21 protein-coding genes are annotated in these 23,786 nt (G+C 71.7%); 12 read left to right on the top strand and 9 right to left on the bottom strand.

Annotated features, from left to right (window positions below):
* Both MRQ36_RS08400 and MRQ36_RS08395 read right to left on the bottom strand, forming a co-directional pair.
* On the bottom strand, positions 1–363 hold the full coding sequence (locus tag MRQ36_RS08400; protein ID WP_242794337.1) for a PH domain-containing protein: 363 nt from the start codon (positions 361–363) through the stop codon (positions 1–3).
* 68 nt (positions 364–431) lie between these two features.
* Positions 432–740 (bottom strand): 4a-hydroxytetrahydrobiopterin dehydratase, encoded by a 309-nt coding sequence (locus MRQ36_RS08395; protein WP_242794335.1) that lies wholly within the window; start codon positions 738–740, stop codon positions 432–434.
* Positions 741–924: 184 nt separating this feature from the next.
* On the opposite strand from MRQ36_RS08395, the gene MRQ36_RS08390 reads away from it, so the two are divergent.
* Positions 925–1,365 carry a (deoxy)nucleoside triphosphate pyrophosphohydrolase gene (locus MRQ36_RS08390; protein ID WP_242794333.1) on the top strand — a complete coding sequence of 147 codons (441 nt, stop codon included), beginning with the start codon at positions 925–927 and terminating at the stop codon, positions 1,363–1,365.
* A 121-nt stretch (positions 1,366–1,486) separates the two neighbouring features.
* On the opposite strand, the gene MRQ36_RS08385 is transcribed toward MRQ36_RS08390, so the two are convergent.
* From MRQ36_RS08385 to MRQ36_RS08365, 5 genes are all read right to left on the bottom strand, one after another.
* Positions 1,487–2,590: a succinate dehydrogenase/fumarate reductase iron-sulfur subunit gene (locus tag MRQ36_RS08385; protein WP_242794331.1), complete on the bottom strand. Its 1,104-nt coding sequence runs from the start codon at positions 2,588–2,590 to the stop codon at positions 1,487–1,489.
* A gap of 3 nt (positions 2,591–2,593) precedes the next feature.
* Positions 2,594–4,507, bottom strand: coding sequence for a fumarate reductase/succinate dehydrogenase flavoprotein subunit (locus tag MRQ36_RS08380; RefSeq protein WP_242794329.1), 1,914 nt, complete (start codon positions 4,505–4,507; stop codon positions 2,594–2,596).
* Between the two features lie 12 nt (positions 4,508–4,519).
* The gene (locus MRQ36_RS08375) at positions 4,520–5,326 is read right to left on the bottom strand and encodes a hypothetical protein (protein WP_242794327.1); all 807 of its coding nucleotides are present in this window, start codon (positions 5,324–5,326) and stop codon (positions 4,520–4,522) included.
* A gap of 578 nt (positions 5,327–5,904) precedes the next feature.
* Positions 5,905–7,365, bottom strand: a complete 1,461-nt coding sequence (locus MRQ36_RS08370; protein WP_242794325.1) for a TldD/PmbA family protein — start codon at positions 7,363–7,365, stop codon at positions 5,905–5,907.
* Between the two features lie 55 nt (positions 7,366–7,420).
* Complete coding sequence (locus tag MRQ36_RS08365) at positions 7,421–8,857, bottom strand: TldD/PmbA family protein (RefSeq protein ID WP_242794323.1); 1,437 nt, start codon at positions 8,855–8,857, stop codon at positions 7,421–7,423.
* 152 nt (positions 8,858–9,009) lie between these two features.
* On the opposite strand from MRQ36_RS08365, the gene MRQ36_RS08360 reads away from it, so the two are divergent.
* The 6 genes from MRQ36_RS08360 to MRQ36_RS08335 all read left to right on the top strand — a co-directional run bounded on the left by MRQ36_RS08360 (position 9,010) and on the right by MRQ36_RS08335 (position 16,947).
* Positions 9,010–10,635: a hypothetical protein gene (locus tag MRQ36_RS08360; protein WP_242794321.1), complete on the top strand. Its 1,626-nt coding sequence runs from the start codon at positions 9,010–9,012 to the stop codon at positions 10,633–10,635.
* A gap of 263 nt (positions 10,636–10,898) precedes the next feature.
* Complete coding sequence (locus MRQ36_RS08355; RefSeq protein ID WP_374249913.1) at positions 10,899–12,002, top strand: ABC transporter ATP-binding protein; 1,104 nt, start codon at positions 10,899–10,901, stop codon at positions 12,000–12,002.
* On the top strand, positions 11,999–13,039 hold the full coding sequence (locus MRQ36_RS08350; RefSeq protein WP_242794320.1) for an ABC transporter ATP-binding protein: 1,041 nt from the start codon (positions 11,999–12,001) through the stop codon (positions 13,037–13,039). The genes MRQ36_RS08355 and MRQ36_RS08350 overlap by 4 nt, the downstream gene beginning before the upstream one ends.
* A 55-nt stretch (positions 13,040–13,094) precedes the next feature.
* Complete coding sequence (locus tag MRQ36_RS08345; RefSeq protein WP_242794318.1) at positions 13,095–14,102, top strand: ABC transporter permease; 1,008 nt, start codon at positions 13,095–13,097, stop codon at positions 14,100–14,102.
* 14 nt (positions 14,103–14,116) lie between these two features.
* Complete coding sequence (locus MRQ36_RS08340) at positions 14,117–15,103, top strand: ABC transporter permease (RefSeq protein WP_242794316.1); 987 nt, start codon at positions 14,117–14,119, stop codon at positions 15,101–15,103.
* Between the two features lie 107 nt (positions 15,104–15,210).
* Positions 15,211–16,947 (top strand): ABC transporter substrate-binding protein, encoded by a 1,737-nt coding sequence (locus tag MRQ36_RS08335; protein ID WP_242794315.1) that lies wholly within the window; start codon positions 15,211–15,213, stop codon positions 16,945–16,947.
* An 87-nt stretch (positions 16,948–17,034) separates the two neighbouring features.
* Here the strand turns inward: MRQ36_RS08335 and MRQ36_RS08330 are convergent, their stop codons facing one another.
* Entirely contained in the window at positions 17,035–19,179 is a 2,145-nt protein-coding gene (locus MRQ36_RS08330) for a prolyl oligopeptidase family serine peptidase (RefSeq protein WP_242794313.1), read from the bottom strand.
* A gap of 86 nt (positions 19,180–19,265) precedes the next feature.
* Here MRQ36_RS08330 and mshB point away from each other — a divergent pair, with 86 nt between their 5' ends.
* From mshB to MRQ36_RS08315, 3 genes are all read left to right on the top strand, one after another.
* A complete protein-coding gene (mshB, locus tag MRQ36_RS08325) occupies positions 19,266–20,192 on the top strand; it encodes an N-acetyl-1-D-myo-inositol-2-amino-2-deoxy-alpha-D-glucopyranoside deacetylase (RefSeq protein ID WP_242794311.1) in 927 nt (308 codons plus the stop codon).
* Positions 20,193–20,203: 11 nt separating this feature from the next.
* Entirely contained in the window at positions 20,204–20,635 is a 432-nt protein-coding gene (locus MRQ36_RS08320; RefSeq protein ID WP_242794307.1) for a hypothetical protein, read from the top strand.
* A gap of 81 nt (positions 20,636–20,716) precedes the next feature.
* A complete protein-coding gene (locus tag MRQ36_RS08315) occupies positions 20,717–21,181 on the top strand; it encodes a hypothetical protein (protein ID WP_242794306.1) in 465 nt (154 codons plus the stop codon).
* Positions 21,182–21,278: 97 nt separating this feature from the next.
* Here MRQ36_RS08315 and MRQ36_RS08310 read toward each other — a convergent pair whose 3' ends face one another.
* Positions 21,279–22,238 carry an N-acetyltransferase gene (locus MRQ36_RS08310; protein WP_242794305.1) on the bottom strand — a complete coding sequence of 320 codons (960 nt, stop codon included), beginning with the start codon at positions 22,236–22,238 and terminating at the stop codon, positions 21,279–21,281.
* 79 nt (positions 22,239–22,317) lie between these two features.
* On the opposite strand from MRQ36_RS08310, the gene fdxA reads away from it, so the two are divergent.
* Positions 22,318–22,644 carry a ferredoxin gene (fdxA, locus tag MRQ36_RS08305; RefSeq protein WP_007464872.1) on the top strand — a complete coding sequence of 109 codons (327 nt, stop codon included), beginning with the start codon at positions 22,318–22,320 and terminating at the stop codon, positions 22,642–22,644.
* Positions 22,641–23,750 (top strand): succinyldiaminopimelate transaminase, encoded by a 1,110-nt coding sequence (gene dapC / locus MRQ36_RS08300; protein WP_278187991.1) that lies wholly within the window; start codon positions 22,641–22,643, stop codon positions 23,748–23,750. Before fdxA ends, dapC begins: the two co-directional genes overlap by 4 nt.
* Positions 23,751–23,786 lie beyond the last annotated feature (36 nt).

The following is a 23,786-nucleotide window of genomic DNA, read 5'->3' as shown; positions in this document are numbered from 1 at the left end:
TCAGGAGATGTAGTGCAGGATCACGTTGTGCACGTGGTGGCTCTTCTCCGAACCCCGGAACTCCACCTCGTAGGTGTGCGCGCCGACGTGGATGGCGATCGCGCCGGTGGAGAAGAACGACCCGCCCCACGACTTGTTGCTCACCACGCTCACGCTGGTGATCTTCGAGTACGGGATGCTGGTGATGGCGAAGCGCTTGCCCACGAATGACCGGTCCTGGATGATCACCCGCCGGTCGGTCACTCCGATGAACCCGGTGCCCGTGCCGATCGCGTCGTAGACGGCGATGATCTGCTCGCCGGTGAGCAGGCCGCTCTGGATCTGCTGGAACTGTTCCTTGCGGTCGTACGTCGCCTTGGCCATGCGCTCCACGGTAGGCACCACGCGCCAGGGGCCCGCCGACGTGGTCGGCGGGCCCCTGGAAGGTCAGGTCAGGGGTTGGTGACGGCGCGGACGGCGTCCTCGATGCGGGCGGCGAGCAGGACCTCGCCCTCCGTCAGTGGCTCTCCGTCGCCGTGCCCGACCCGGATCTGGGTACGATCCGCGCGCCGGCTGATGTCCGGGCGCACCCGGAGCGCGTCCGCGACCACCTTCACCCGCTCGGTGAGGGCGGCATGCTGGGTGTCGTCCAGGACGAGGATCCGGCGGATCTGCTCACCCTCCCGGGTCCACCCGGAGAGCAGGGTGAGTGCGTCGCTGAGATAGTCGTGCTTCGCCCGGCCGCTGAACAGCACGCGCATCACCGCACCTCCCAGGCGTCGTTGACGGCTTGTGGCCAAATCGTCGCCATCCCGTGTCCTCGTCGACATCCCCTAGTCTGTCGTCGCACAGAAGGTGTGTCCACGCCCACACTTCCGTTCTCTGCTGACCTGACGGAGGAGGGCGCTACCCAAACCGCCGATTGATCTGGCACGCTGGACGCCTGTGCAGACCGAACGGGTAAGCGGGAACGGACAGGCTGACCGGCGCGAGCCGAAGGTGGTCGTCGGGGCGGCCATCATCGCGGACGGGCGGGTCCTGGCCTGCGCCCGGTCCGCACCGCCGGAGGTGGCCGGCCGGTGGGAGTTCCCCGGCGGCAAGGTCGAGCCGGGGGAGAGCGAGACCGCCGCGCTGGTCCGCGAGTGCGCCGAGGAGCTCGCCGTACGCGTGGAGATCGGCGACCGGGTCGGCCGGGACGTACGGATGGCCCACGGCCGCTCGGTCCTCAAGGTGTACGCGGCCCGGCTGCTGCACGACGACGAGCCGACCGCGCTGGAACACGCCGCGCTGCGCTGGCTGACCGCCGCCGAACTGGACACCGTCGACTGGCTCCCCGCCGACGCCCCGATCGTCGCCGCCCTGCGGCCACTGCTCGCCGCCCGCTGAGCGGAACCGGACAGCCCGGCCGCGGCCGGTCGCACCCGGCCGGCGGAACCGGACAGCCGGTCGAAAAGGGGACGGGGGCCGGCGGCAGTCGCCGCGGCCCCCGTCGTTGTCGTCGTGGTGCTCAGTGCTTCGGGTCGTCCTGCTGCGGATGCGCGAAGTTGAGGTGCTCCGGCGGCAGCGGGAACGTGACGTCGTCACCGAACGGCGACGGTGCCGCCGCCCGGTCGAAGGTCAGCTCCGTCAGCGGCAGCTTGCCGTTGTCGTCGACCGCCGGGGCGGTCGGGTGCGGCACCTCGCGGTGCCAGTTGACGCCCTGCTGCACCTGGGCCTCGGCCCGCGCATCGTGCGAGCCGCCGGCGTGCGAGTGCACACCGCCGTGGGCTGCGCTGGCGGTCACGGCCCCGCGGTGATGCCCGCTGGTCGAGCTGGTCTGAGGCACCTGACCCCTCCGGAAGATCTTGCTACCAAGCCACACCAGGGGATCGTACCTGCGGTCGACGACGCGCTCCTTCATGGGGATGATCGCGTTGTCAGTGATCTTGATGTGCTCGGGGCAGACCTCGGTGCAGCACTTGGTGATGTTGCAGAACCCGAGGCCCTGCTCGGCCTGCGCGTACTCCTTGCGGTCGGTCTTCGCGTCGAGCGGGTGCATGTCCAGCTCGGCGGCCCGGATGAAGAACCGCGGGCCCGAGAAGGCCTGCTTGTTCTCGTCGTGGTCGCGGATCACGTGGCAGACGTTCTGGCAGAGGAAGCACTCGATGCACTTGCGGAACTCCTGCGAGCGCTCGACGTCCACCTGCTGCATCCGGTAGTCACCGGGCGCCAGGTCGGCCGGCGGCGCGAACGCCGGGGTCTCCCGGGCCTTCTCGTAGTTGAACGAGACGTCGGTGACCAGGTCCCGGATGACCGGGAACGTGCGCAGCGGCGTGACCGTGACGGTCTCGTTCTCCTCGAACGTCGACATCCGGGTCATGCAGCTCAGCCGCGGCTTGCCGTTGATCTCCATCGAGCAGGAGCCGCACTTGCCGGCCTTGCAGTTCCACCGGCAGGCCAGGTCGGGCGCCTCGGTGGCCTGGAGCCGGTGGATGACGTCGAGGACCACCTCGCCCTCGTTCACCTCGACGGCGTAGTCCTGCAGGTCGCCGCCGTTCTCGTCGCCCCGCCAGATGCGGAACTGTCGCTTCGCGCCCGACTTGCCGGCCGCCGGTGAACTGTGGTTGCCCATTGCTCAGCGCTCCTCTTCCGCAGCGAGGGCGTCGAACTCGGCGAGCTCCTCGTCGGTCAGGTACTTGGCCAGCTCCGTCCGGTCGAAGAGGCCGATCAGCTCCGGCCGCATCTTCGGCAGCGGCTTGTGCGTCAGGCGGACCGTGTCGCCGTCCAGCGAGCAGACCAGGTTGACCCGCCGCCAGGCCGGGTCCATCGCCGGGTGGTCCTCCCGGGTGTGCCCGCCGCGGGACTCCTGCCGCTCCAGCGCCGCCTTCGCGGTGCACTCCGACACCACCAGCATGTTGCGCAGGTCCAGCGCCAGGTGCCAGCCCGGGTTGTAGCGCCGGCCGCCGGCCGCGCTCACCTTGGCCACCCGCTCTCGCAGCTCCACCAGCCGGCTCAGCGCGTCGACCAGCTCGCCCTCCCGCCGGATGATGCCGACGAGATCCCCCATGACCGCCTGGAGGTCCTGCTGGAGGGTGTACGGGCTCTCGCCGGTGTCCCGCTGCAGCGGCGCGAGGGCCGTCTCCACCGCCGCCTCGACCGCCCCGACGGCGATCGTCGGGCGTGAGCCGAGCTGGTCGGCGTACGAAGCGGCGTGACCGCCGGCCCGCTTGCCGAAGACCAGCAGGTCCGACAGCGAGTTGCCGCCGAGCCGGTTGGAGCCGTGCATGCCGCCGGAGACCTCACCGGCGGCGAAGAGCCCCCGCACGGTGCCGTGTGCGGCGCCCGTGTCCGGGTCCACCTCGACGCCGCCCATCACGTAGTGACAGGTCGGGCCGACCTCCATCGGCTCCTTGGTGATGTCGACGTCGGCCAGCTCCTTGAACTGGTGGTACATCGACGGTAGGCGACGACGGATCTCCTCCGCCGAACGCCGGGACGCGATGTCCAGGTAGACGCCGCCGGCCGGCGTACCCCGACCGGCCTTGACCTCGCTGTTGATCGCCCGCGCGACCTCGTCGCGGGGCAGCAGCTCCGGCGGACGCCGGTTGTTGTCCGGGTCGGTGTACCAGCGGTCCGCCTCCTCCTCGGTCTCCGCGTACTGCTTGCGGAAGACGTCGGGGACGTAGTCGAACATGAACCGCTTGCCGTCGGAGTTCTTCAGCACGCCGCCGTCGCCGCGCACCGACTCGGTGACCAGGATGCCCTTCACCGAGGGCGGCCAGACCATGCCGGTCGGGTGGAACTGGAGGAACTCCATGTTGATCAGCGTCGCCCCGGCGCGCAGCGCGAGGGCGTGACCGTCCCCGGTGTACTCCCACGAGTTCGAGGTGACCTTGTAGGAGCGGCCGACCCCGCCGGTCGCCAGTACCACGGCCGGCGCCTCGAAGAGCACGAACTCGCCGGACTCCCGGTAGTAGCCGAACGCGCCGGCCACCCGGTCGCCGTCGAGCAGCAGCTCGGTGATGGTGGTCTCGGCGAAGACCTTGATCCGGGCGTCGTAGCTGCCGAACTCCCGCTTGTCCTCCTGCTGGAGGGAGACGATCTTCTGCTGGAGGGTGCGGATCAGCTCCAGGCCGGTCCGGTCGCCGACGTGCGCCAGGCGCGGGTACTCGTGGCCACCGAAGTTGCGCTGCGAGATCTTCCCGTCCTTGGTGCGGTCGAAGAGCGCGCCGTACGTCTCCAGCTCCCAGATCCGCTGCGGCGACTCCTTCGCGTGCAGCTCGGCCATCCGGAAGTTGTTGAGGAACTTGCCGCCGCGCATGGTGTCCCGGAAGTGCACCTGCCAGTTGTCCCGGCTGTTCACGTTCCCCATCGCGGCCGCCGCGCCGCCCTCGGCCATCACCGTGTGCGCCTTGCCGAAGAGCGACTTGGAGATGATCGCCGTCTTCTTGCCGGCGAGCCGGGCCTCGATCGCCGCGCGCAGGCCGGCGCCGCCGGCCCCGATCACGACGACGTCGTAGTGGTGTCGTTCGATTCGCGTCTCAGTCATGTCCAGGGCCCTCTAGTTGATGAACCGCAGGTCGTTGAACCAGCCGGCCGCCACCGCCATGACGTAGAAGTCCGTGAACGCGAGGGTGCCGAGGGTGATCCAGGCGAGCTGCATGTGCCGGACGTTGAGCTTGGAGACGATCGTCCAGGCCTTGTACCGGACCGGGTGCTTGGAGAAGTGCTTGAGCCGGCCGCCGATGATGTGCCGGCACGAGTGGCAGGAGATTGTGTACGCCCAGAGCATCACCACGTTGGCCAGCAGGATCAGGTTGCCCAGCCCGAAGCCGAAGCCCTTCGGCGAGTGGAACGCGTAGATGGCGTCCCAGGTGTTGATCACCGAGATGATCGCGGCGGCGTAGAAGAAGTAGCGGTGCAGGTTCTGGCCGAGCAGCGGGAAGCGGGTCTCACCGCTGTAGGACTGGTGACCGTCCGGCACGGCGCAGGCCGGCGGCGACAGCCAGAACGACCGGTAGTACGCCTTGCGGTAGTAGTAGCAGGTCAGCCGGAACAGCAGCAGGAACGGCAGGGTCAGCGCCGCGTCCGGGATGATCCACCAGCCGGGCAGGAAGCTGCCGAAGTGCGAGGAGCCCTCGACGCAACGCTCGGTGACGCAGGGGGAGTAGAACGGGGTCAGGTAGTGGTACTGCGGCACCCAGTAGTCGCGGTGCATGAAGACCCGGACCGTCGCGTAGGCGACCCAGGCGCTGAGCCCGATGACGGTGATCAGTGGGGCGAGCCACCAGCGGTCGGTCCGCAACGTCTTCGCCGCGATGGCGGCGCGCGCTCGCCCGCCCCGCGGCCTCGTTGCCGTTGATGTCATTCGAGTTCGTCTCCCTGACGGGCAGCCCTCGCGGGCGGCGGATCTCGTTCGGTACCGGTCAGCGGACCGGCGAGACCGCGTCCACTGCCACGTCATGCGCACACACCAACGACCGCACCGGCGTGACGGCGCAGCTAAGTGACACACGTTACGCCGATCTTCGCGGCCCGGCCGCGCAACGCAGTGTCCCGTGTGTCCCGCAGGTTGGAAAGACCCTAGACCAAGATCAATGTACGAACGCGGGGTGGGCCGCCTCACCGGGAGCGTGTCACGGCCCGCCGACGGGCCGGAGACACGGCCCCGTCACCGCGCCCGCGCCCGAGTCAGCGCGTGCGTCCGGTGGCGAGAACGGCGAGCAGCACCACGCCCTGCCGGCCGCCGCGACGTCGCACACCGAGTCGCCGACAACCTGTCGCGCGACGCTACGAGTTTGATGACGAAGATGAATCGGCGCGGTGATTCGTTTACGTCATCAAACTCGTAGCGTTCGACTACGCCCGACCTCGCCTGTCGGCGCCGGGAGGGGCCGCGGCCCGACCGGCCAGCCGGGGGCGCCGGGGTGGCCACGGTCGGACCGGTCAGCCGGATGCGCCGCCGGTGAAGTTCCAGGTGGCCAGCCGTAGCGGCGGGGCCTGCCACCACGAGCCGTCCATCCGGTCCGGCTGCCGCACCGACCGCCGTCCGAGGCCGCGTACCGCGCCCGGTCCGAGCGCCCGCGGGTAGGACTCGGTGAACCGGAAGTCCCGCACCGCCCGGGTGGGCACGCCGTCCTCCACCAGCCACACCCCGTTGCGGGTCAGCCCGGTGATGACCAGGCTCTTCGGGTCGAGCACCCGGGTGTACCAGAAGTCGCTGACCAGCAGCCCTCGCTCCATCCCGGCGACCAGCTCGGCGGTGTCCGGGTCGGCCACCGCACCGGTCACCCCACCCGCCACCACGGGCAGCACGTCCGCCCCACCGCCGGCCGTGCCGCCGCCTGCCGCCCCACCGCCCGGCGCCGGGGTGCCGCCGGTGGGGGTGCTGCCGTTCGGGGCGGGGAGGAGCCGGAGGTTGCGGGGGATGGGGCCGAACGTGGCCGCGCCCAGCATGCCGTGCCCGGTCGAGCCGCTGCCCGCCTCCGCGCCGCTGCGCCGGTCGTGCGCGACCGCCCGGGTCACCCCCGCGTCCACCAGGGTCAGCGGCCCGCGACCGGTGCCCTCCAGGTCGTACGGCAGGGTCGAGGCGTGCAGCGGGTCGTCGACCAGGGAGACCGCCGGGTCGAACTGGGCGGCACCCGGCTCGGCGAAGCTCTGGCGCTCGGCGTACCGCTTGCCGTTGAAGCCGTACCAGGCGAGATTCTGCAGCAGGTCGGCGACGGCGGCCGGTTCGAGGACGACCTCGTAGCGCCCCGGGGGCAGCTCGACGGGGTCGACGCCGGCCCGTGCCTTCGCCGCCGCCCGGGCCCCCAGCAGCGCGCCGTCGAGGTCGGCGAGCCGGTCGGCGCAGAGCCGGGCCACCCCGTCCGACCCGCCGGTACGGGCGATGCCGTCCATCGCCGCCTCCGCGCTGCTCCCCTGCGCCGTGTGCCCGGCCGAGTTGGCGAACGCGCCCGACCGGTGGGAGGTGCGGCAGAAACCGGCCGCCTCCAGCCCGCCGGCCGCGTCCACGAAGGCACGCACCCGGGCGGCCCGCTCGTCCGGGTCGGCGTGCACGGTGGCCTCGTCGGGAGTCGTGCCCGGCGGCACCGGCGACGGTGGCGTCAACCCCGGCCACGCCGGGTCGGGCGGGCAGAGCCGGGCGGCGGTCAGCGTCCGCTCGACCAGTGCCCGCAGGCCGTCCGGGTCGACCAGGCTCCCGCCACCCGACGCGGTACGCCCGTCGGCGTGCACCCGCAGCCGCACCGTGACGCCCGACTCGGCGACGTTCTGGTGGATGAAGGAATTGGCGAACCGGGTCAGCGCCAGGTCGGTCCGGGTCACCACGGCCTCGGCCTGCGCGTCCGGGCCGGCGAGCCGGCGGACCAGCTCCACGACCCGGCCGGCGATCTCCAGCTCGCTCATGCCGCGACCCTTCCGTTCGCGGCTGCGGGGTTCCGCTCCGCCGCATCCCTCGCGCTCATGCGCGTACCCCCACTCGGACGTTGCGGAAGCGGGCCGGCGCGGACGGATGGCCGGTGTGGCCGATCTGGCCCGGTTGGCCCTTGCCGCAGTTCGGCGTCCCCCACGGGACGATCTCGCCGGAGAGCATGTCCATCGAGCGCCAGAAGAGCGGGCCGATCCCGGTGTAGGTGGGGTTGCGCAGCATCCGCCCGCGCCGGCCGTTCTTGACCTCCCAGCCGACCTCGCAGCCGAACTGGAAGTTGAGCCGCTTGTCGTCGATCGACCAGGAGCGGTTGACGTCCATCAGCACCCCGTCGTCGGTGGCCGCGATGATCTCGTCGAGGGTGTGCGGGCCGGGTTCCAGGCCCACGTTGGTCATCCGCACCATCGGCAGCCGGGCCCAGCCGTCCGCGCGTACGCTGCCGCCGTAACCCAGACCGGCGACGGCGGCCGAGTCCCGGCCGGCGAGCACACCCACCCACCGCCCCTCGCGGACCGCGTCCCGCCTGACCGCCGGGGAGCCCTCGTCGTCGAAGCCGAAGCTGCCGAGTGCGCCGGGGATGGTCGGGTCGATGGTGACGTTCATCAGCTCGGAGCCGTAACGCAGCGACCCGAGCTGGGCCAGGTCGAGCCAGGACGTGCCGGCGAAGGCGGCCTCCCAACCCAGGATCCGGTCCAGCTCGATGGCGTGCCCGACCGACTCGTGGATCTGCAGGGCGAGCTGCTCGCCGCCGAGGATCAGGTCGGTCTCCCCGGCCGGGCACTCGGGCGCGGTGAGCAGCGCGCGGGACTCCTCGGCGATCCGCGCGGCGTGCCCCACCAGGTCGAGCGAGGTGACCAGCTCCCAGCCGGTGGTGCCGTACTGCCCGCGATAACTCGGATAGGAGCGGCGTTGGGTCTCGCCGTCGCCGATCGAGGTGGCCGAGATGCCGCCGCCGCACTCCCGGATCCGCTGGTCGATCCGGTGCCCCTCGCTGGAGACGAACCACTTGGCGGTGTCCCAGATCTGGTAGAGCCCCTCGGCCAGGTCGGCGCCGTGCTCCCGCATCGTGCCGGTGGCCCGGACCAGCAGGTCGCCCTTGTCGGACAGGGGCACCCCGAGCGGATCGACGTCGCAGCCGGAGGACCAGCTCGCCACGGTCGGCTCCACCGCGACCAGGTCGATCGGCGGGCCGGGGACCCGCGCGCTCGCGGCGGCGATCCGCGCGGCGCGCCGACCGGCGTCGCGGGCCGCGGCGTCCGACAGTTCCGGTACGGCGTGGAAGCCCCAGCTCGACCCGACCAGCGCGCGGACACCCAGCCCGATGCTCTCGTCCTGGGTCAGCTCCTCGATGTCGCCGTTGCGGGCGGACATCGACTCGTAGCGGCGGTGCATCACCCGGGCGTCCGCATAGCGGGCACCGGCGTCGAGGGCGGCCTGCACGGCGGCACCCGCCGCATCGAACTCGCTCATGCCACCGACCCTAGGCGAGCCCACCGACATCCGTCGGTCGTGTCGGCACGATCCCGGCCCGGCACCGCACCCGGTCGCAACGTGACGCACCCGATGCCGGCCGGCCCGGAAACGGGGCAGCCGGAAACGTGGTCCACTGATAAAAACCCTTCATGTCTGTCACTTTCGCGCGCCGGGTACTCCGTGGCGCGTTGACGCTCGCCGTCATGGTCGCCGCGACCGTGTCCGGTGCCACCGCCGCGCACGCGGCAACCCCACGACTCGCCCTCACCGCGCTCGCCTTCGAAAACTCCACGGTGGACGTGACCGGCGGGTACGCGGCGAACAAGCTCACCTGGACCGTCACCAACACCGACCAGGACGCCGACTCGGTCCACGGCACCGTGACCATGCGGATGCGCAGCACGGTGACCGGCGAGCTGGTCGGCCACGACTGGACCGCGGACTACCGGTTCCAGGAGAGCTGCTGCAGCGGCGCCGCGTACGAGTCCGGCACGCCGCAGGAGTCCACCTATTCCTTCTACCTGCCGGTGCGGCGGTACGCCGACGCGGCCACCGCGATCTGGGAGGTCACCCGGGTCACGATCGCCTCCGGCGACCTCGCGGTGAGCGTGTCCGGCACCCGGCTCCAGCCGTTCGGCTACCGCTTCACGGCGCAGACCCTGGTCGACTCGTCGGGGCCGACCGTGCAGTCGATCGGCCTGGCCAACTCGCGCAAGCCCTACTTCTACGTCGGCACCGACCCGGCCACCGTGATCTACGACTTCACCGTGCAGGACGGCGAGTCCGGCTTCTGGAAGGGCACCATCCGGCTGGCCGGGCCGGGCGGCGCGAGCGTCACCGCCCCGGTCACCTGGGACCGCGACGAATACAGCACCGGCTACCGGTGCGGGCAGTCCACCAGCGGTGAGCAGGACGGCGTGTACATGCAGTGCACGGTCGCCGTCACGCTGCCGGCCGACGCGGCTCCGGGCAACTGGCGGCTGGCGGCGCTGGTGCTGCGGAACAACGCCGGCGGCACGGCCACCTACAAGAACCCGACCGCGCCCTCGATCACCACCACGGCCAACTCGACGGTGCAGGCGAGTGACTTCACGGTCGACCCGAACCCGGTGAACAACTGGCAGGACGCGGTGCCCACGGAGCTCAGCATGGCGGTCACCGGCGCCCAGAAGGGCGTCTCGGCGGTGTACGTCGACTTCGTCATGAACGGTTGCCAGCAGTGGGGCAACCCGACCACCAGGGTCGACGGCCGGGTCGCCGTGCGGGTCATGGTCTACCGGCAGACCGAGAAGTGCGAGGTCGACGGCATCGTGGTCGTCGACGGGGCCGGCAACATCGCGCTGTACGGCAACGCCTACGGCGCGCCCGATCCCGGGCTGACCATCACCCGGGTGCCGAGCGTCAACCCGCCGGTGGCGCTCGGCGCGACGCTTGACCCGTCGTCGGTGCCGGCGAGCGAGGTGGGGCAGAGTTCGGTCAAGCTCACCATCTCGACGCAGGTGCAGGTGGCACCGATCCAGAGCCTCGACGTCTACCTCTACGACGCCGACGGCAAGGTGGTGTCCCAGTCGGGTGGCGGCGCCAGCCAGGCCGCCGACGGCACCGTGACCCACTGGCTCTACCTGCCCTGGGACGGTCTGCCGGTGGGCAGCTACACGGTGGGCTTCGTGCTGGGTGACGCCGCCCGCAAGACCAGCGCGTGGAACATGCCGGACCGCCAGGACAGCCAGCCGCTGCCCGGTGGGCCGGTGGTCCTCACCGTCACCGAGGGCTGAGTCGACGCGGAGGGCGAGCCGCCACCGTCGGCCGCTCGCCCTCCGTCACGTCGCCGCGACGTCCGTCAGGGGACGAGGTCCTCCGGTCGAAGCGTCGCCCGCACCGGCGTGTCCAGACATCGATGCGGGTGGGTGTCCAGGCGAGCCCGTGCAGCCGTGAAACCCAGTCGTTACGCTGGGGCCGCTGACACGACCGCGGATGTAGCTTATTTTCGCCCTCAGAACTTTGTTGTAGGTTCTCTTCAACACTGAGGGAGGCGGTCGTGGGCAGCTCGGAATCGTCGCCGTCCGGGGAACCGGACCGCCCCGCCGTGCCGGAGCAACGCTCCGGCGAGGGGCCCTACCTGCGGGTGAGCGACCTGCGGGTGCGGTTCGACACCGAGGACGGCGTGGTCCGCGCGGTGGACGGGGTCTCCTTCGCCGTCGAGCGCGGTCGGACGCTGGGCATCGTGGGTGAGTCGGGCTCCGGCAAGAGTGTCACCTCGCTGGCCGTCCTGGGCCTGCACGACACCAGGCGGGCCACCGTCACCGGCGAGATCGTCGTCGGCGGCCGTCAGCTGGTCGGCCTGCCCGAGGAGGAGGTACGCCGGCTGCGCGGCCGGGACATGTCGATGATCTTCCAGGACCCGTTGTCCGCGCTGCACCCGTACTACACGGTCGGTCGGCAGATCGTCGAGGCGTACCGGGTGCACCATCCGGGGGCCGGCCGGCGGGAGGCCCGCGGTCGGGCCGTCGACATGCTGGGTCGGGTCGGCATCCCGCAGCCGGGCCGGCGGTTCGACCAGTACCCGCACGAGTTCTCCGGCGGGATGCGGCAGCGGGCGATGATCGCGATGGCGCTGGTCAACGACCCGGATCTGGTGATCGCGGACGAGCCGACCACCGCGCTGGACGTGACGGTGCAGGCGCAGATCCTGGACCTGCTGGCGGACCTGCAGGCCGAGTTCCGCTCGGCGATCATCCTGATCACGCACGACCTGGGCGTGGTGTCCCAGGTGGCCGACGACGTGCTGGTGATGTACGGCGGCCGGGCGGTGGAGCACGGGAGCGTGGCGCAGGTGCTGCGGCGACCGCAGCATCCGTACACCTGGGGGTTGTTGTCGAGCGTGCCGTCGTTGCGGGGTGACGCGGACGCGGACCTGGTCCCGATCGCGGGCAACCCGCCGTCGCTGATCAACCTGCCGTCGGGGTGCGCGTTCCACCCGCGCTGCCGGTACGCCGGCCGCAACGGCGACCGCTCCCGCACCGAAGTGCCGCAGCTGCGCCCGGCCGGCGAGGAGGGCCACCTGGTGGCCTGCCACCTGCCGGCGGACGAGCGCATCCGCCTCTATCAGGAGGACGTCGCCCAGGTGGGAGTCGCCCGATGAGTGACCCGAACACCCCGCCGTCGGACGGCGAGCCGCTGCTGAAGGTACGGGGCCTGACCAAGCACTTCCCGGTGCGCAACGGGTTCCGGGCGACCGGAGCGGTGCGGGCGGTGGACGGGCTGGACTTCGACGTCCGGCCGGGGGAGACCCTCGGGCTGGTCGGCGAGTCCGGCTGCGGCAAGACCACCACCGGGCGGATGCTGGTACGGCTGCTGGAGCCCACCGCCGGGAGCATCGAGTTCGCCGGTCGGGACATCACCCACGCCCGCCGGGGCGAGTTGCGGCCGCTGCGGCAGGACCTGCAGATCATCTTCCAGGACCCGTACGCGTCGCTGAACCCCCGCCACACCGTCGGCCGGATCGTGGCCATGCCCCTGCAGGTCAACGACATCACCCCGCCCGGTGGGGTTAAGCAGCGCGTGCAGGAACTGCTCGAACTGGTCGGCCTGAACCCGGAGCACTACAACCGCTATCCGCACGAGTTCTCCGGCGGGCAGCGGCAACGCATCGGCATCGCCCGCGCGCTCGCCCTGCGGCCGAAGCTCATCGTGGCCGACGAACCCGTCTCCGCCCTCGACGTCTCCATCCAGGCCCAGGTCATCAACCTGCTGCGCGACCTGCAACGCGACCTCGACCTGGCCTTCGTGTTCATCGCCCACGACCTCGCCGTGGTCCGGCACTTCTGCCACCGCGTCGCGGTCATGTACCTCGGGAAGATCGTCGAGATCGGCGACCGGGACGACATCTACCAGCGCCCTCAGCATCCGTACACCCGGGCCCTGCTCTCCGCCATCCCCGACGTCACCACGCTCGGGCCGGCCGGTCGTATCCGGCTGACCGGCGACGTGCCCACCCCGCTCGACCCGCCGTCTGGCTGCCGCTTCCGTACCCGCTGCTGGAAGGCCCAGGAGCGGTGCGCGACGGAGGAGCCGGCGCTGGTCGCCCGCGACGGCGGCCGGCAGTCGACCGCCTGCCACTTCCCGGAGGCCGGCCCGATCGGCGTCGTCACCAGCGAGAACGTGGAGGTGGCGCCGTGAGCGCGAGGAGTGAGCCGGTTTTGCGAGCCCCGCAGTCGCGAACTCAGGAGGCACAGTGAGCCTGTCCCCGGTGGAGGGTGCGGCGCGGGCCGAGATCGAGCCGGCCGCCGACCCCGTCGCGCCCGCCGAGAAGGCGTTCGTCGGCCGGTCGCCCGGGCAGCTCGCCTGGGCCCGGCTGCGCCGTGACCGGACCGCCGTGGTCAGCGGCGCGGTGCTGGTCTTCTTCATCGTGCTGGCGTTGGCCGCGCCGCTGGTCTCCCGGCTCTACGGTGTCGGCCCGAACGAGCAGTTCTCCCATCTGCTCGACGGCAACAGCATGCCGCTGGGCTACGTCGGTGGCATCACCGGCGACCACTGGTTCGGCCTCGAACCGCGGCTGGGTCGGGACATCTTCATCCGGATGGTCTACGGCATGCGGACGTCGCTGTTCATCGCGTTCGCCGCCGCGCTGGTCACCACCACGATCGGCGTGGTCGCCGGCATCGTCGCCGGCTTCCTCGGCGGGGTCGTGGACGCGGTGATCAGCTGGATCACCGACGTGGCGCTGGCCCTGCCGTTCCTCATCTTCGCCCTGGCCGTGGTGCCCACCGTGGCACTGCGGTTCTACGGCCCGCGCGACGAGGTGCCGGCGACGTTCCAGGTGGCCGTGCTGATCGGCGTCTTCGCCGCGTTCGGCTGGACCAGCACCGCCCGGCTGGTCCGTGGTCAGGTCATCTCCCTGCGCGAACGGGAGTTCGTCGAGGCGGCCCGGGCCAGCGGCGCCGGGCTGGGGCACATGCTCTTCCGGCAGCTCCTGCCGAACCTCTGGGCCCCGATCCTGGTCGCCTTCTCGCTGGCCGTGCCGCAGTACATCACCGGCGAGGCGGCGCTGTCGTTCCTCGGCATCGGCATCCTCGAACCCACCGCCGACTTCGGCCGGATGATCTTCCAGAGCATCCCGTACCTGCAGACCGATCCGGCGTACGTCTTCTTCCCCGGCGTCACGATCTTCCTTCTCGTGCTCGCCTTCAACCTGCTCGGCGACGCGCTGCGAGACGCGCTCGACCCGAAGTCGTCCCGGTAGGGGTGTGGAGCCTGATGACCCGTTTCCTGGTACGGCGGCTGCTGACCGCCGTGCTCACCCTCTTCGCGGTGAGCGTGCTCAGTTTCCTGATGTTCTTCGGCCTGCCCCGCGACCCGGTCAGCGGCATGTGCCCGAAGAACTGCAACGCCGAGCGGCTGGAACGGGTCCGCGTGGAGCTGGGCCTGCGCGACCCGCTGCCGGAGCAGTACGCCAACTACATGAAGGGCATCGTCACCGGCCGGGACCTGGGCAGCTCCCAGGGCGGCCGGTGTGACGCCCCCTGCCTCGGCTACTCGTACGTCAACAGCGAGGCGGTCACCGACACCATGCTCCGGGTGCTGCCGGTGACGCTGAGCATCGTCATCCCGGCGGCGGTGCTGTGGCTGGCGCTCGGCGTCGGGCTGGGCATGATCTCGGCGTTGCGGCGGGGGACGGTGCTGGACCGGCTGGCGATCGGCTTCTCACTGACCGGCGCCTCCATGCAGCTCTACTTCGTCGGCGCGGTGCTGCTGCTGATCTTCACGTACAACCTGCGGATCACGCCGACGCCGGGCTACACGTCCATCTTCGACGATCCGGTGAAGTGGGCGAGCGGGCTGGTGCTCGCCTGGGTGTCGCTGGCCTTCCTCTTCTCCGCGATCTATGCCCGGCTGTCCCGGGCGCAGATGCTGGAGACGCTGTCGGAGGACTTCGTCCGGACCGCGCGGGCCAAGGGCCTGGCCAAACCCAAGGTGTACGGGCGGCACGCGCTGCGCGCGGCGATCACCCCGATCGTCACCATCGCCGGTCTCGACGTGGGCAGCGCGCTCGGCGGCACGGTCATCACCGAGACCACCTTCGGCATCCAGGGGCTCGGCCGGACCGCCGTCGACGCGGTCAAGGGAGGCGACCTGCCGACCGTCATGGCCACCGTGCTGATCTCGGCGGTCTTCATCGTGGTCGCCAACATCGTGGTGGACGTCCTCTATGCGGCCATCGACCCGCGGGTCCGGTTGCGATAGCGCAACGGCACCCCGGCAGGCCATGGAGAAATCCGCCGCCTTCTGTTACACAAACCGTAGTTTTCCTACGTCGTCTGACGAGGCCCGGATAGGGGAGGAGGGCGCAGATGCGCCTGAAGAGGGCAGCCGCCGCCGGCGGAGCGCTCGCACTGCTCGCGGTGATGGGGGCGTGCAGCGAGAACAAGGGCACCGACGGCGGTAACGACGCCGACCGGGTGCAGAGCGGTTCGATCGCCACCGACCCGAAGGAGTCGATGGGCCCGGCCGCCGAGGTTCCGGGCGCCGCCAAGGGCGGAACCTTCCGGATCATCCGGGAGACCAAGATCTCGCACAACGACCCGCAGCGGGTCTATTCGTTCGCCGGCCTGATGAACGCGCCGCTGTACGCCCGCTTCCTGACCACCTTCAAGGACGACGGCTCCGGCAAGGTGACCCTGGTCGGCGACCTGGCCGAGACCCCGGGCACCGACGTCAACAAGGACTGCAAGGTCTGGGAGTTCAAGATCAAGGACGGGGTGAAGTTCGAGGACGGCAGCCCGATCACCAGCAAGGAGATCGCGTACGGCATCGCCCGCTCCTTCGACCCCGACCTGACCGGCGGCCCCACCTACCTGCAGGAATGGCTCGCCGACAGCCCGCAGTACGACACCAAGTGGAACTTCAAGGCGAACAAGACCTCGCTGCCGCCGGGCCTGACCACGCCGGACGCGAAGACGCTGAAGTTCGAGTTCGCCAAGCCGCACTGCGACCTGCCGTTCGCCGCCTCGCTGCCGTACACCGCGCCGCTGAAGCCGGAGAAGGACACCGGGGTCAACCTGGACAACCAGCCGTTCTCCTCCGGGCCGTACAAGATCACCAAGAACACCGCCGGTGTCGAGCTGGTGCTGGGGCGGAACGAGAACTGGGACCCGAAGACCGACCCGGTGCGGCACGCGTACCCCGACAAGATCGTCTGGACCTTCGGCCCGGACGACGAGGCGGGCGCCAACCGGGTGATGGCCGACAACGGCGACGACCAGACGGCGCTCGGCTGGAACGGCGTGCCGGCCTCGCTGGTCGCCCGGGTCACCGGCGACGCGTCGCTCAAGGACCGTTCGGTGCGCGGCCAGACCCCGAGCCTGTGGCGGCTCAGCATCAACACCCAGCGGGTCACCGACCTGGCGGTGCGGCAGGCGCTGAACTACGCCATCGACCGCGACGGCGTCATCAAGGCGTACGGCGGTGAGGCGTCGGCCAGGGCCGTCACCACCCTGATGCCGCCGTCGACCATCGGCTTCGAGAAGTACGACGCCTACCCGGCCGGCCCGACCGGCAACGTCGAGAAGGCCAAGGAGACGCTCGCCGGCAAGACGCCCGAGCTGGTCCTCGGCATGACCGACGAGTACCCGGAACTGGCCACCCAGCTCAAGGGCAACCTGGAGAAGGCCGGCTTCAAGATCACGGTGAAGGTCATCCCGGCCGACGCGAAGCTCGACGAGGTCGGCAAGAAGAACAACCCGTACGACCTCTACGTCGACCAGTGGGCCGCCGACTGGCCCAGCGGCGCGGCGATCCTGCCGGTGCTCTACGACGGCCGCACCATCAAGGCGGAGAACAACAGCAACACCTCGTACGTCAACAGCGACGAGATCAACAAGGAGTTCGACCGGGTGCTCGCCATGCCCGCCGGCGAGCAGGGCAAGGAGTGGGCCAAGCTCGACCAGCGGATCATGAAGGAGCTGGCGCCGGCGGTGCCGCTCTTCGTCGAGCAGGGCTTCTATCTGCACGGCTCGAAGGTGGGCGGGATCTACCTGTCCAGCATCTTCGGCTACCCCGCGCTGACCAACGTCTACGTCAAGCAGTAACCGCCCGTGAAGCAGGGGCCCCTTCTTAACGCCAGGCGTTGAGAAGGGGCCCCTGCTATACCGTAGGCGTTAAGAAGGGGCCCCTCCTTACAGGTGGGTGCGGAGGAAGTCGAGTTCCAGGCGGAGCAGGCGTTCCGCCGTGCCGCCGGCGGCCATGTGGGTCGCCCCGGTCAGCGGCAGCACCGCGTGCGGGCGGCCGGCGCCCAGCAGCGCCGCCGACAGCCGCAGGGTGTGCGCGGCCACCACGTTGTCGTCCACCAGGCCGTGCACCAGCAGCATCGGCCTGGCCTGGTCCGCCGCACCGACCGGCTCGGCGGCCAGCTCCACCAGCGAGTGGTGCGCGTACACGTCCATCCCGTCGTCCGGCAGGCCCAGATAGCGCTCGGTGTACGCCGTGTCGTACAAGGTCCAGTCGGTGACCGGTGCGCCGACGATCGCGCAGCGGAACAGCTCCGGGTGCCGCAGCACCGCCAGCCCGGCCAGCCAGCCGCCGAACGACCAGCCCCGCACGGCCACCCGCGCCAGGTCCAGGTCGGGATGCTTGTCGGCGAGCGCGGTCAGCGCGTCCACCTGGTCGGCGAGGATCACGTCGGCGAGCCGCCGGTGGACCGCCTTCTCGAACGACGGCGCCACCCCGGGGGTGCCCCGGTTGTCGACCGTCACCACCGCGAAGCCGGCCTCGGCCCACCACTGCCGCTCCAGCCAGGCCGCCCGGGCGGCGACCACCTCCTGGTGCCCCGGGCCGCCGTAGACGTCCAGCAGCACCGGCAACCGGGTGCCCTTGAGGTGGTCGGTCGGATAGAGCACGGCGGTCGGCAGTCGCCGGTCGGTCACCCGCACCAGCATCGGCCGCGGCGCGTACGGCGGGTTCGCGGCGAACGAGCGGAGCTGGGCCACCTCCCGGTCGTGGTGCCAGACCGACCAGCGGGTGCCCGGGTGGTCCAGCGAGGCGCTCCCCACCACCAGCGTGGCGCCGCCGATCGCGGCGGTGTGCCAGCCCGGGTCGCCGCTCATCCGCCGGGCGTCCACCCCGGCGCCGATCGCCGTCCGGACCCGGTAGAGGTGCCGCTGGCTGGGCTCCCCCTCGCTCGCCTCGACCAGCAGGTCCGCCGGCCCGTTCGGCCCTGCCGGCAGCCGGCCCACCACCCGGCGTACGTAGAGCGACGGCGGGGTGAGCAGCGTGCCGTCGGCGAAGAGGCAGCGGGCGTCGTACCCGTCGTGGGCCAGCTCGCCGCCGACCAGCACCCGACCGTCCGCCAGGTGGGCCGGCGTGCCGGGGATGGGCTCCACCCAGCGCGGGTCGGCCAGCTCGGCGTGCACCTGCGTCTCGCCGGTACGCGGGTCCACCGCGAGCACCAGCCCGTGCTGCTGGGAGCGGCGCAGCACGGTGATCAGCGGGCCGCCGTCCGCCCAGTCCACCGAGGTCAGGTAGGGGTAGGTCTCCCGGTCCCAGTGCACGTCGACCCAGCCGTCGTCGAGGTCGAGCAGGTGCAGGCTGACCTCCGCGTTCGGACCGCCCGCCACCGGGTACGCGACGGTGGTCGGCGGGCTCGCCGGGTCGGCCGGGTCGTGCAGGTACCAGCGCGGCAGCCGGGACTCGTCGACCCGGGCGGCCAGCACCGAGCGTCCGTCCGGCGCCCACCAGTAGCCCCGGAACCGGCCGAACTCCTCGGCCGCGATGTGCTCGGCCAGCCCCCAGGTCACCCCGCTGTCCTCGCCGGCGAGCAGGTTGTCGGTGCCGTCGGGCTCGACCACCCGCAGCTGGCCCCGGCGGACGCCCTCGGCGACGTCGGTGACGTACGCCAGCCGCTCGCCGGTCGGGTCGGGCCGCGGATCGATCACCGGGCCGACGGTGGCCACCTCGATCACGTCCCCGTGCACCAGGTCGGCCCGGAACAGCCGCCCCGCGAGGGCGAACGCCGCGACCCGGCCGGCCGCGTCCAGGGCGTACGAGCCGATGCCGGCGGCGCTGAGCCGCAGGCGTTCCCGCAGGGCCCGCTCGCCGGGCGCGAGGGCGGCCGGGTCGCTCGCGGCGCCGAGCAGGGTCGCCGGGTCGGCGACCAGGCGTTCCTCGCCGGAGTCGACGTCGAGCAGCCAGAGGGCGTCGGCCGGGTCCTCCGGTCCGGCCGAGCGCAGGAAGATCACCCGGGAACCGTCGTCGGTCACGGAGACGGCGCGCGGCGCCCCGTGGCTGAACCGACGGGTACGGGCGGCCAGCTCGGGAAAGTCCACGCTTCGGATCGTAGGCGCGCGTCGGGCGTGATGTGGCCGACCTGAGCGGACGCGTGAACCTCGCTCGGGCGGGACCGCCGGTTAGAGTGACGGTCGTGACGACGCTGCCCGACCGCCGCCTGCTGCTGGTCCACGCGCACCCCGACGACGAGTCGATCGGCACCGGCGCGACGATGGCCCACTACGCCGCCGCCGGTGCCCACGTCACGCTGGTGACCTGCACGCTGGGCGAGGAGGGCGAGATCCACGTGCCCGAGCTGGCCCGGCTCGCCGCGGCCGAGGCCGACCAGCTCGGCGGCTACCGGATCGGCGAGCTGGCCGCCGCGTGCGCCGCGCTCGGCGTCACCGACCACCGCTTCCTCGGCGGCGCGGGCCGCTACCGCGACTCGGGCATGATGGGGCTGGCCACCAACGAGCACCCCCGGGCGTTCTGGCAGGCCGACCTCGACTCCGCCGCCGGGCAGCTGGTGGAGATCATGCGCGAGGTCTGCCCCCAGGTCATGATCACGTACGACCCGAACGGCTTCTACGGCCACCCGGACCACATCCAGGCGCACCGGGTGGCGATGCGGGCGGTGGAGCTGGCCGGCCCGGAGGGCGTCGCCCCGGCCAAGGTCTACTGGACGGCCATGCCGCGCAGCGTGCTGGAGGCCGGCATGAGCCACTTCGAGGAGTCCTCGGACAACCCCTTCGCCGGCATCGACGACGTCGACGAGCTGCCCTTCGGTACGCCCGACCCGGAGATCGCCGCCCGGATCGACGCCACCGACCAGCACGCCGCGAAGGAGGCGGCGATGCGGGCACACGCCACGCAGATCCCCGCCAACTCCTGGCTCTATTCGATCGCCGGCAACTTCGGCGCCGAGTTCATGGGCGTGGAGTACTTCACCCTGGCGGTCGGCGAGAAGGGCCCGGGCGTCGGCCCGTACCGCTGGGAGGACGACCTCTTCGCGGGCCTGGCGCTGGACGACGGGCCGGACCGGTCCCCGGTCGTCGCGGCCGGCCGCCGGTGACCGCCGCCCCCATGTCGGTCCTGCCCGGCCAGGAGCCCACCGCGCCGCCGCGCCCCCGGCGCGGGCTCGACCTCGCCCTGCGGCTGGCCGGCGGGGTGATCGCGGTCGTCGCCGGCCTGCTCTCGGCGGTGCTGGAGCTGCTGCTGGCCACCGTCCGGGTGGGCGGGCAGCTGATCGGGGTGTCGGTGCTGGTGGCGATCGGGGCGGGCATCGCGCTGAGCTGGTTCGCCCACGAGGCGGTGGGCCGCCGCTGGTCGGTGGTGCTGCCGGCGCTGCCCTGGTTCGTGCTGATGGCGGTGGCGTCGGTCCGCACCACCGAGGGGGACCTGCTGCTCTCCGGCGACAACTGGGTCGGTCTCGCCATGATCGTCGCCGGTGCGATGACCTTCGCGGTGATGGGCTTCCGGCAGATGCTCGCGCCACCGGTCCACCACGACGGGTGATGACGCCACCCAGGCCGCAGTGGTAGATATTCCTGCCAGAGGACCCGCCGCCCCGGCGGGCGGTACGGCGGGAGGTGTGCGATGAGCCAGCGGTGGCGCGCGGTGGGCGTGCTCGCGGGGGCGCTGTTCGTGGTCAACGTGCTGGCCCGGCTGGTGATCAAGCTCGGCTTCGACCAGGACGACACCGCCGCCGACCGGGTCTCGTTGGTGATGTTCCTGGTCATCGGGCTGATCCTCGCCGTGGTGGCGTTCCGCTGGGGCCGGGACCGCCCGGTCGCCCGGTGGTCCACCGACCTGGTCGTCGCGGTGGCCGTGGCGCTCGCGCTGACCGTGTTCGTCGCGCCGCTGCTGGTCGGCCAGAACCCGTTCGCCGGTGGTGCCGGGCTCTTCTTCGCCCAGATCTGGCTCTATCTGGCCGCCACCGCCGCCGGCGTACTGGTCGGCTACCTCGTCCTCACCGCGCTGGGCCTCGACCACCGCTCCCAGCAGCTCAAGCGCTACGCCCAGCTCAAGGCCGCCAGGCCCCGCAAGGTGGTCCGCCGCTGACCGCGGCTGGCGCCGCGGCCTCATGATCGTCTGCTGTTGACGGTGACGACACGCCGGTGACGGGTGCGCTGCACAGCAGACGATCATGAGCCGTCAGTCAGTGCGGGGCGACCCGGGTCAGGTAGGTGTGGTGGGTGGTGAAACCCAGCTTCCGGTAGAGGGACACGGCCGGGGTGTTGCGCTGCTCGACCTGGAGGAAGGCGTGGCTGGCCCCCTCCGCCGCGCCCCAGTCGACCAGGGACCGGATCACCCGGCCGGCGAGACCCTGCCGACGCACCTGCGGGGCCACCTCGATCAGGGCGAGACCCAGCCAGCGTCCGTCGCCGGTGACCGTGCCGCGGCCGATGGCGAGCAGCTCGCCGTCGGCGTACACCTGGGCGAAACGGAGCCGGTCCACGGCGGTCAGGACGTGTCGGGCGGCGGCCGGGAGGCCACCCTTGCGCCCGGCGGCGACGGCGAGCCAGGCGTCCGACGGCGCGGTGACCAGCTCGACCGGCGGTAGGCCGGCGCGGTCGGTCGGGGCCGGCGGGAGTGCGGCGAGCGCGACGGTCTGCACCGCCGTGAGCGGGCGGGCGCCCCAGCCGCGCGCGTCCAGCTCCGCGCCGACCGGCGCGGCCAGCGGCAGGGGAGTGTTGACCAGGGCGGGCTGACCCCGGTCGGCGTACCAGCGCTCGACGGCGTCCAGGGCGGCGCCCAGCGGGCGGTCCGGGTCGCCGACCGGGAGCGCCGAGTTGGCCCGGCCGGTCCAACCGTCGGCGCTGCGCAGCCGCCAGTCGCCGAGGCGGCCCTGGACCGGTGCCGGCCAGGCCTCGTCGGCGGCCAGTTCCAGCGCGACCACGGCGGCGGCGGTCGGCCGGCGGGCCGGTGGCACCCGTTTCGCCCGGTGCACCTCGCCGACCGGCACCCGCAACCGACCCTGCGCCGTGGCCAGGGTGATGTGGGTCTCGTTCAGCTCGACCAGCTCCCCGAGGGCGTCGCTGAAGAGCGGCCGGCCTTCGCGAATCCCCACAATGCGGCGGACCACGATGCGGTGTCCCACATCCTGCTGTCGGAGCACGATTCACCCCCTCCCCGGCGAGATACTAGGCTCTTACCGTCGCGGGTGATCGCGACGAGTCTTGCGGAGGAGAAGACCGGTGACCTACATCATCGCCGAGCCGTGCGTGGATGTGCTCGACAAGGCTTGCATCGAGGAGTGCCCGGTCGACTGCATTTACGAGGGCAACCGGATGCTCTACATCCACCCCGACGAGTGCGTCGACTGCGGGGCCTGTGAGCCGGTCTGCCCGGTGGAGGCGATCTTCTACGAGGACGACGTCCCGGAGCAGTGGAAGGACTACACCGGGGCGAACTACGAGTTCTTCGAGGACCTCGGCTCGCCGGGCGGCGCCTCCAAGATCGGCAAGGTGGAGAAGGACGCGACGTTCGTCGCCGCCCAGCCGCCGCGCGGAGAGGGCCACTGAACCGGCCCGCGCCGGTCTCGTCGCGGCTGCCCGACTTCACCTGGGACACCCTGGACGCCGCGGCCACGACGGCCGCGGCGCACCCGGACGGTCTCATCAACCTCTCGATGGGCACGCCGGTCGACCCGGTTCCCCCGGTCATCCGGCAGGCGCTCGCCGACGCGTCGAACGCGCCCGGCTACCCGCTGACCGCGGGCACCCCCGCACTGCGGGACGCCATCGCGGCCTGGGTGGCCCGCACCTGCGGTGCGGGTGTCGACGGTCTCGGCGTGCTGCCCACGATCGGTTCCAAGGAACTGGTCGCCTGGCTGCCGACGCTGCTGGGCATCGGACCCGGTGACATCGTCGTGGTGCCGTCCATCGCCTACCCGACCTACGAGGACGGGGCGCGGCTGGTCGGTGCCACCACCGTGCGCAGCGACTCGCTGACCGCGGTGGGCCCCAGCTCCCGGGTACGCCTGGTGTGGGTCAACTCGCCCGGCAACCCGACCGGCCGGGTGCTTCCCGCCACCCACCTGCGCAAGGTGGTGGACTGGGCGCGGGAACGGGGTGCCGTCGTCGCCAGCGACGAGTGCTATTTGCCGCTCGGCTGGGACGCCGAGCCCGTCTCCGTGCTGTCGCCCGAGGTCTGCGGCGGCTCGTACGACGGGGTGCTGGCGGTGCACTCGCTCTCCAAGCGCTCCAACCTCGCCGGCTACCGGGCCGGCTTCGTCGCCGGTGACCCGGCGCTGGTCGCCGAACTGCTCAAGATCCGTAAGCACGCCGGCATGATCGTGCCCGCACCGGTCCAGGCGGCGATGGTCGCGGCGCTCGGCGACGACGCCCACGCCGACGCCCAGCGGGAGCGCTACCGGGCCCGCCGCGAGCAGTTGTACGCCGCCTTCACCGGCGCCGGCTTCACCGTCGAGCACTCCGAGGCCGGGCTCTATCTCTGGCTGACCCGCGACGAGGACTGCTGGGAGACCGTCGACTGGCTGGCCCGCCGGGGCATCCTGGTCGCCGCCGGGATCTTCTACGGGCCGGCCGGCGCCCGGCACGTCCGGGTGGCGCTGACCGAGTCCGACGAACACGTCGCGGCGGTCGCCGGCCGGCTGGCCCAGCCCTGACCTCCGTACTGCCGCCCGAGGACCGCCGGCGGTGAT

Source organism: Micromonospora sp. R77, from assembly GCF_022747945.1.
In the GTDB taxonomy this organism is placed as follows: domain Bacteria; phylum Actinomycetota; class Actinomycetes; order Mycobacteriales; family Micromonosporaceae; genus Micromonospora.
This window is presented reverse-complemented; position numbering and strand designations above follow the sequence as displayed.

Excerpts from the sequence above, each read along its gene's own strand:
- MRQ36_RS08400 (WP_242794337.1), bottom strand. The coding sequence starts at position 363 with ATGGCCAAGGCGACGTACGACCGCAAGGAACAGTTCCAGCAGATCCAG.
- MRQ36_RS08395 (WP_242794335.1), bottom strand. The coding sequence starts at position 740 with ATGCGCGTGCTGTTCAGCGGCCGGGCGAAGCACGACTATCTCAGCGAC.
- MRQ36_RS08385 (WP_242794331.1), bottom strand. The coding sequence starts at position 2,590 with ATGGGCAACCACAGTTCACCGGCGGCCGGCAAGTCGGGCGCGAAGCGA.
- MRQ36_RS08380 (WP_242794329.1), bottom strand. The coding sequence starts at position 4,507 with ATGACTGAGACGCGAATCGAACGACACCACTACGACGTCGTCGTGATC.
- MRQ36_RS08375 (WP_242794327.1), bottom strand. The coding sequence starts at position 5,326 with ATGACATCAACGGCAACGAGGCCGCGGGGCGGGCGAGCGCGCGCCGCC.
- MRQ36_RS08370 (WP_242794325.1), bottom strand. The coding sequence starts at position 7,365 with ATGAGCGAGCTGGAGATCGCCGGCCGGGTCGTGGAGCTGGTCCGCCGG.
- MRQ36_RS08365 (WP_242794323.1), bottom strand. The coding sequence starts at position 8,857 with ATGAGCGAGTTCGATGCGGCGGGTGCCGCCGTGCAGGCCGCCCTCGAC.
- MRQ36_RS08360 (WP_242794321.1), top strand. The coding sequence starts at position 9,010 with ATGTCTGTCACTTTCGCGCGCCGGGTACTCCGTGGCGCGTTGACGCTC.
- MRQ36_RS08350 (WP_242794320.1), top strand. The coding sequence starts at position 11,999 with ATGAGTGACCCGAACACCCCGCCGTCGGACGGCGAGCCGCTGCTGAAG.
- MRQ36_RS08340 (WP_242794316.1), top strand. The coding sequence starts at position 14,117 with ATGACCCGTTTCCTGGTACGGCGGCTGCTGACCGCCGTGCTCACCCTC.
- MRQ36_RS08335 (WP_242794315.1), top strand. The coding sequence starts at position 15,211 with ATGCGCCTGAAGAGGGCAGCCGCCGCCGGCGGAGCGCTCGCACTGCTC.
- MRQ36_RS08320 (WP_242794307.1), top strand. The coding sequence starts at position 20,204 with ATGTCGGTCCTGCCCGGCCAGGAGCCCACCGCGCCGCCGCGCCCCCGG.
- MRQ36_RS08315 (WP_242794306.1), top strand. The coding sequence starts at position 20,717 with ATGAGCCAGCGGTGGCGCGCGGTGGGCGTGCTCGCGGGGGCGCTGTTC.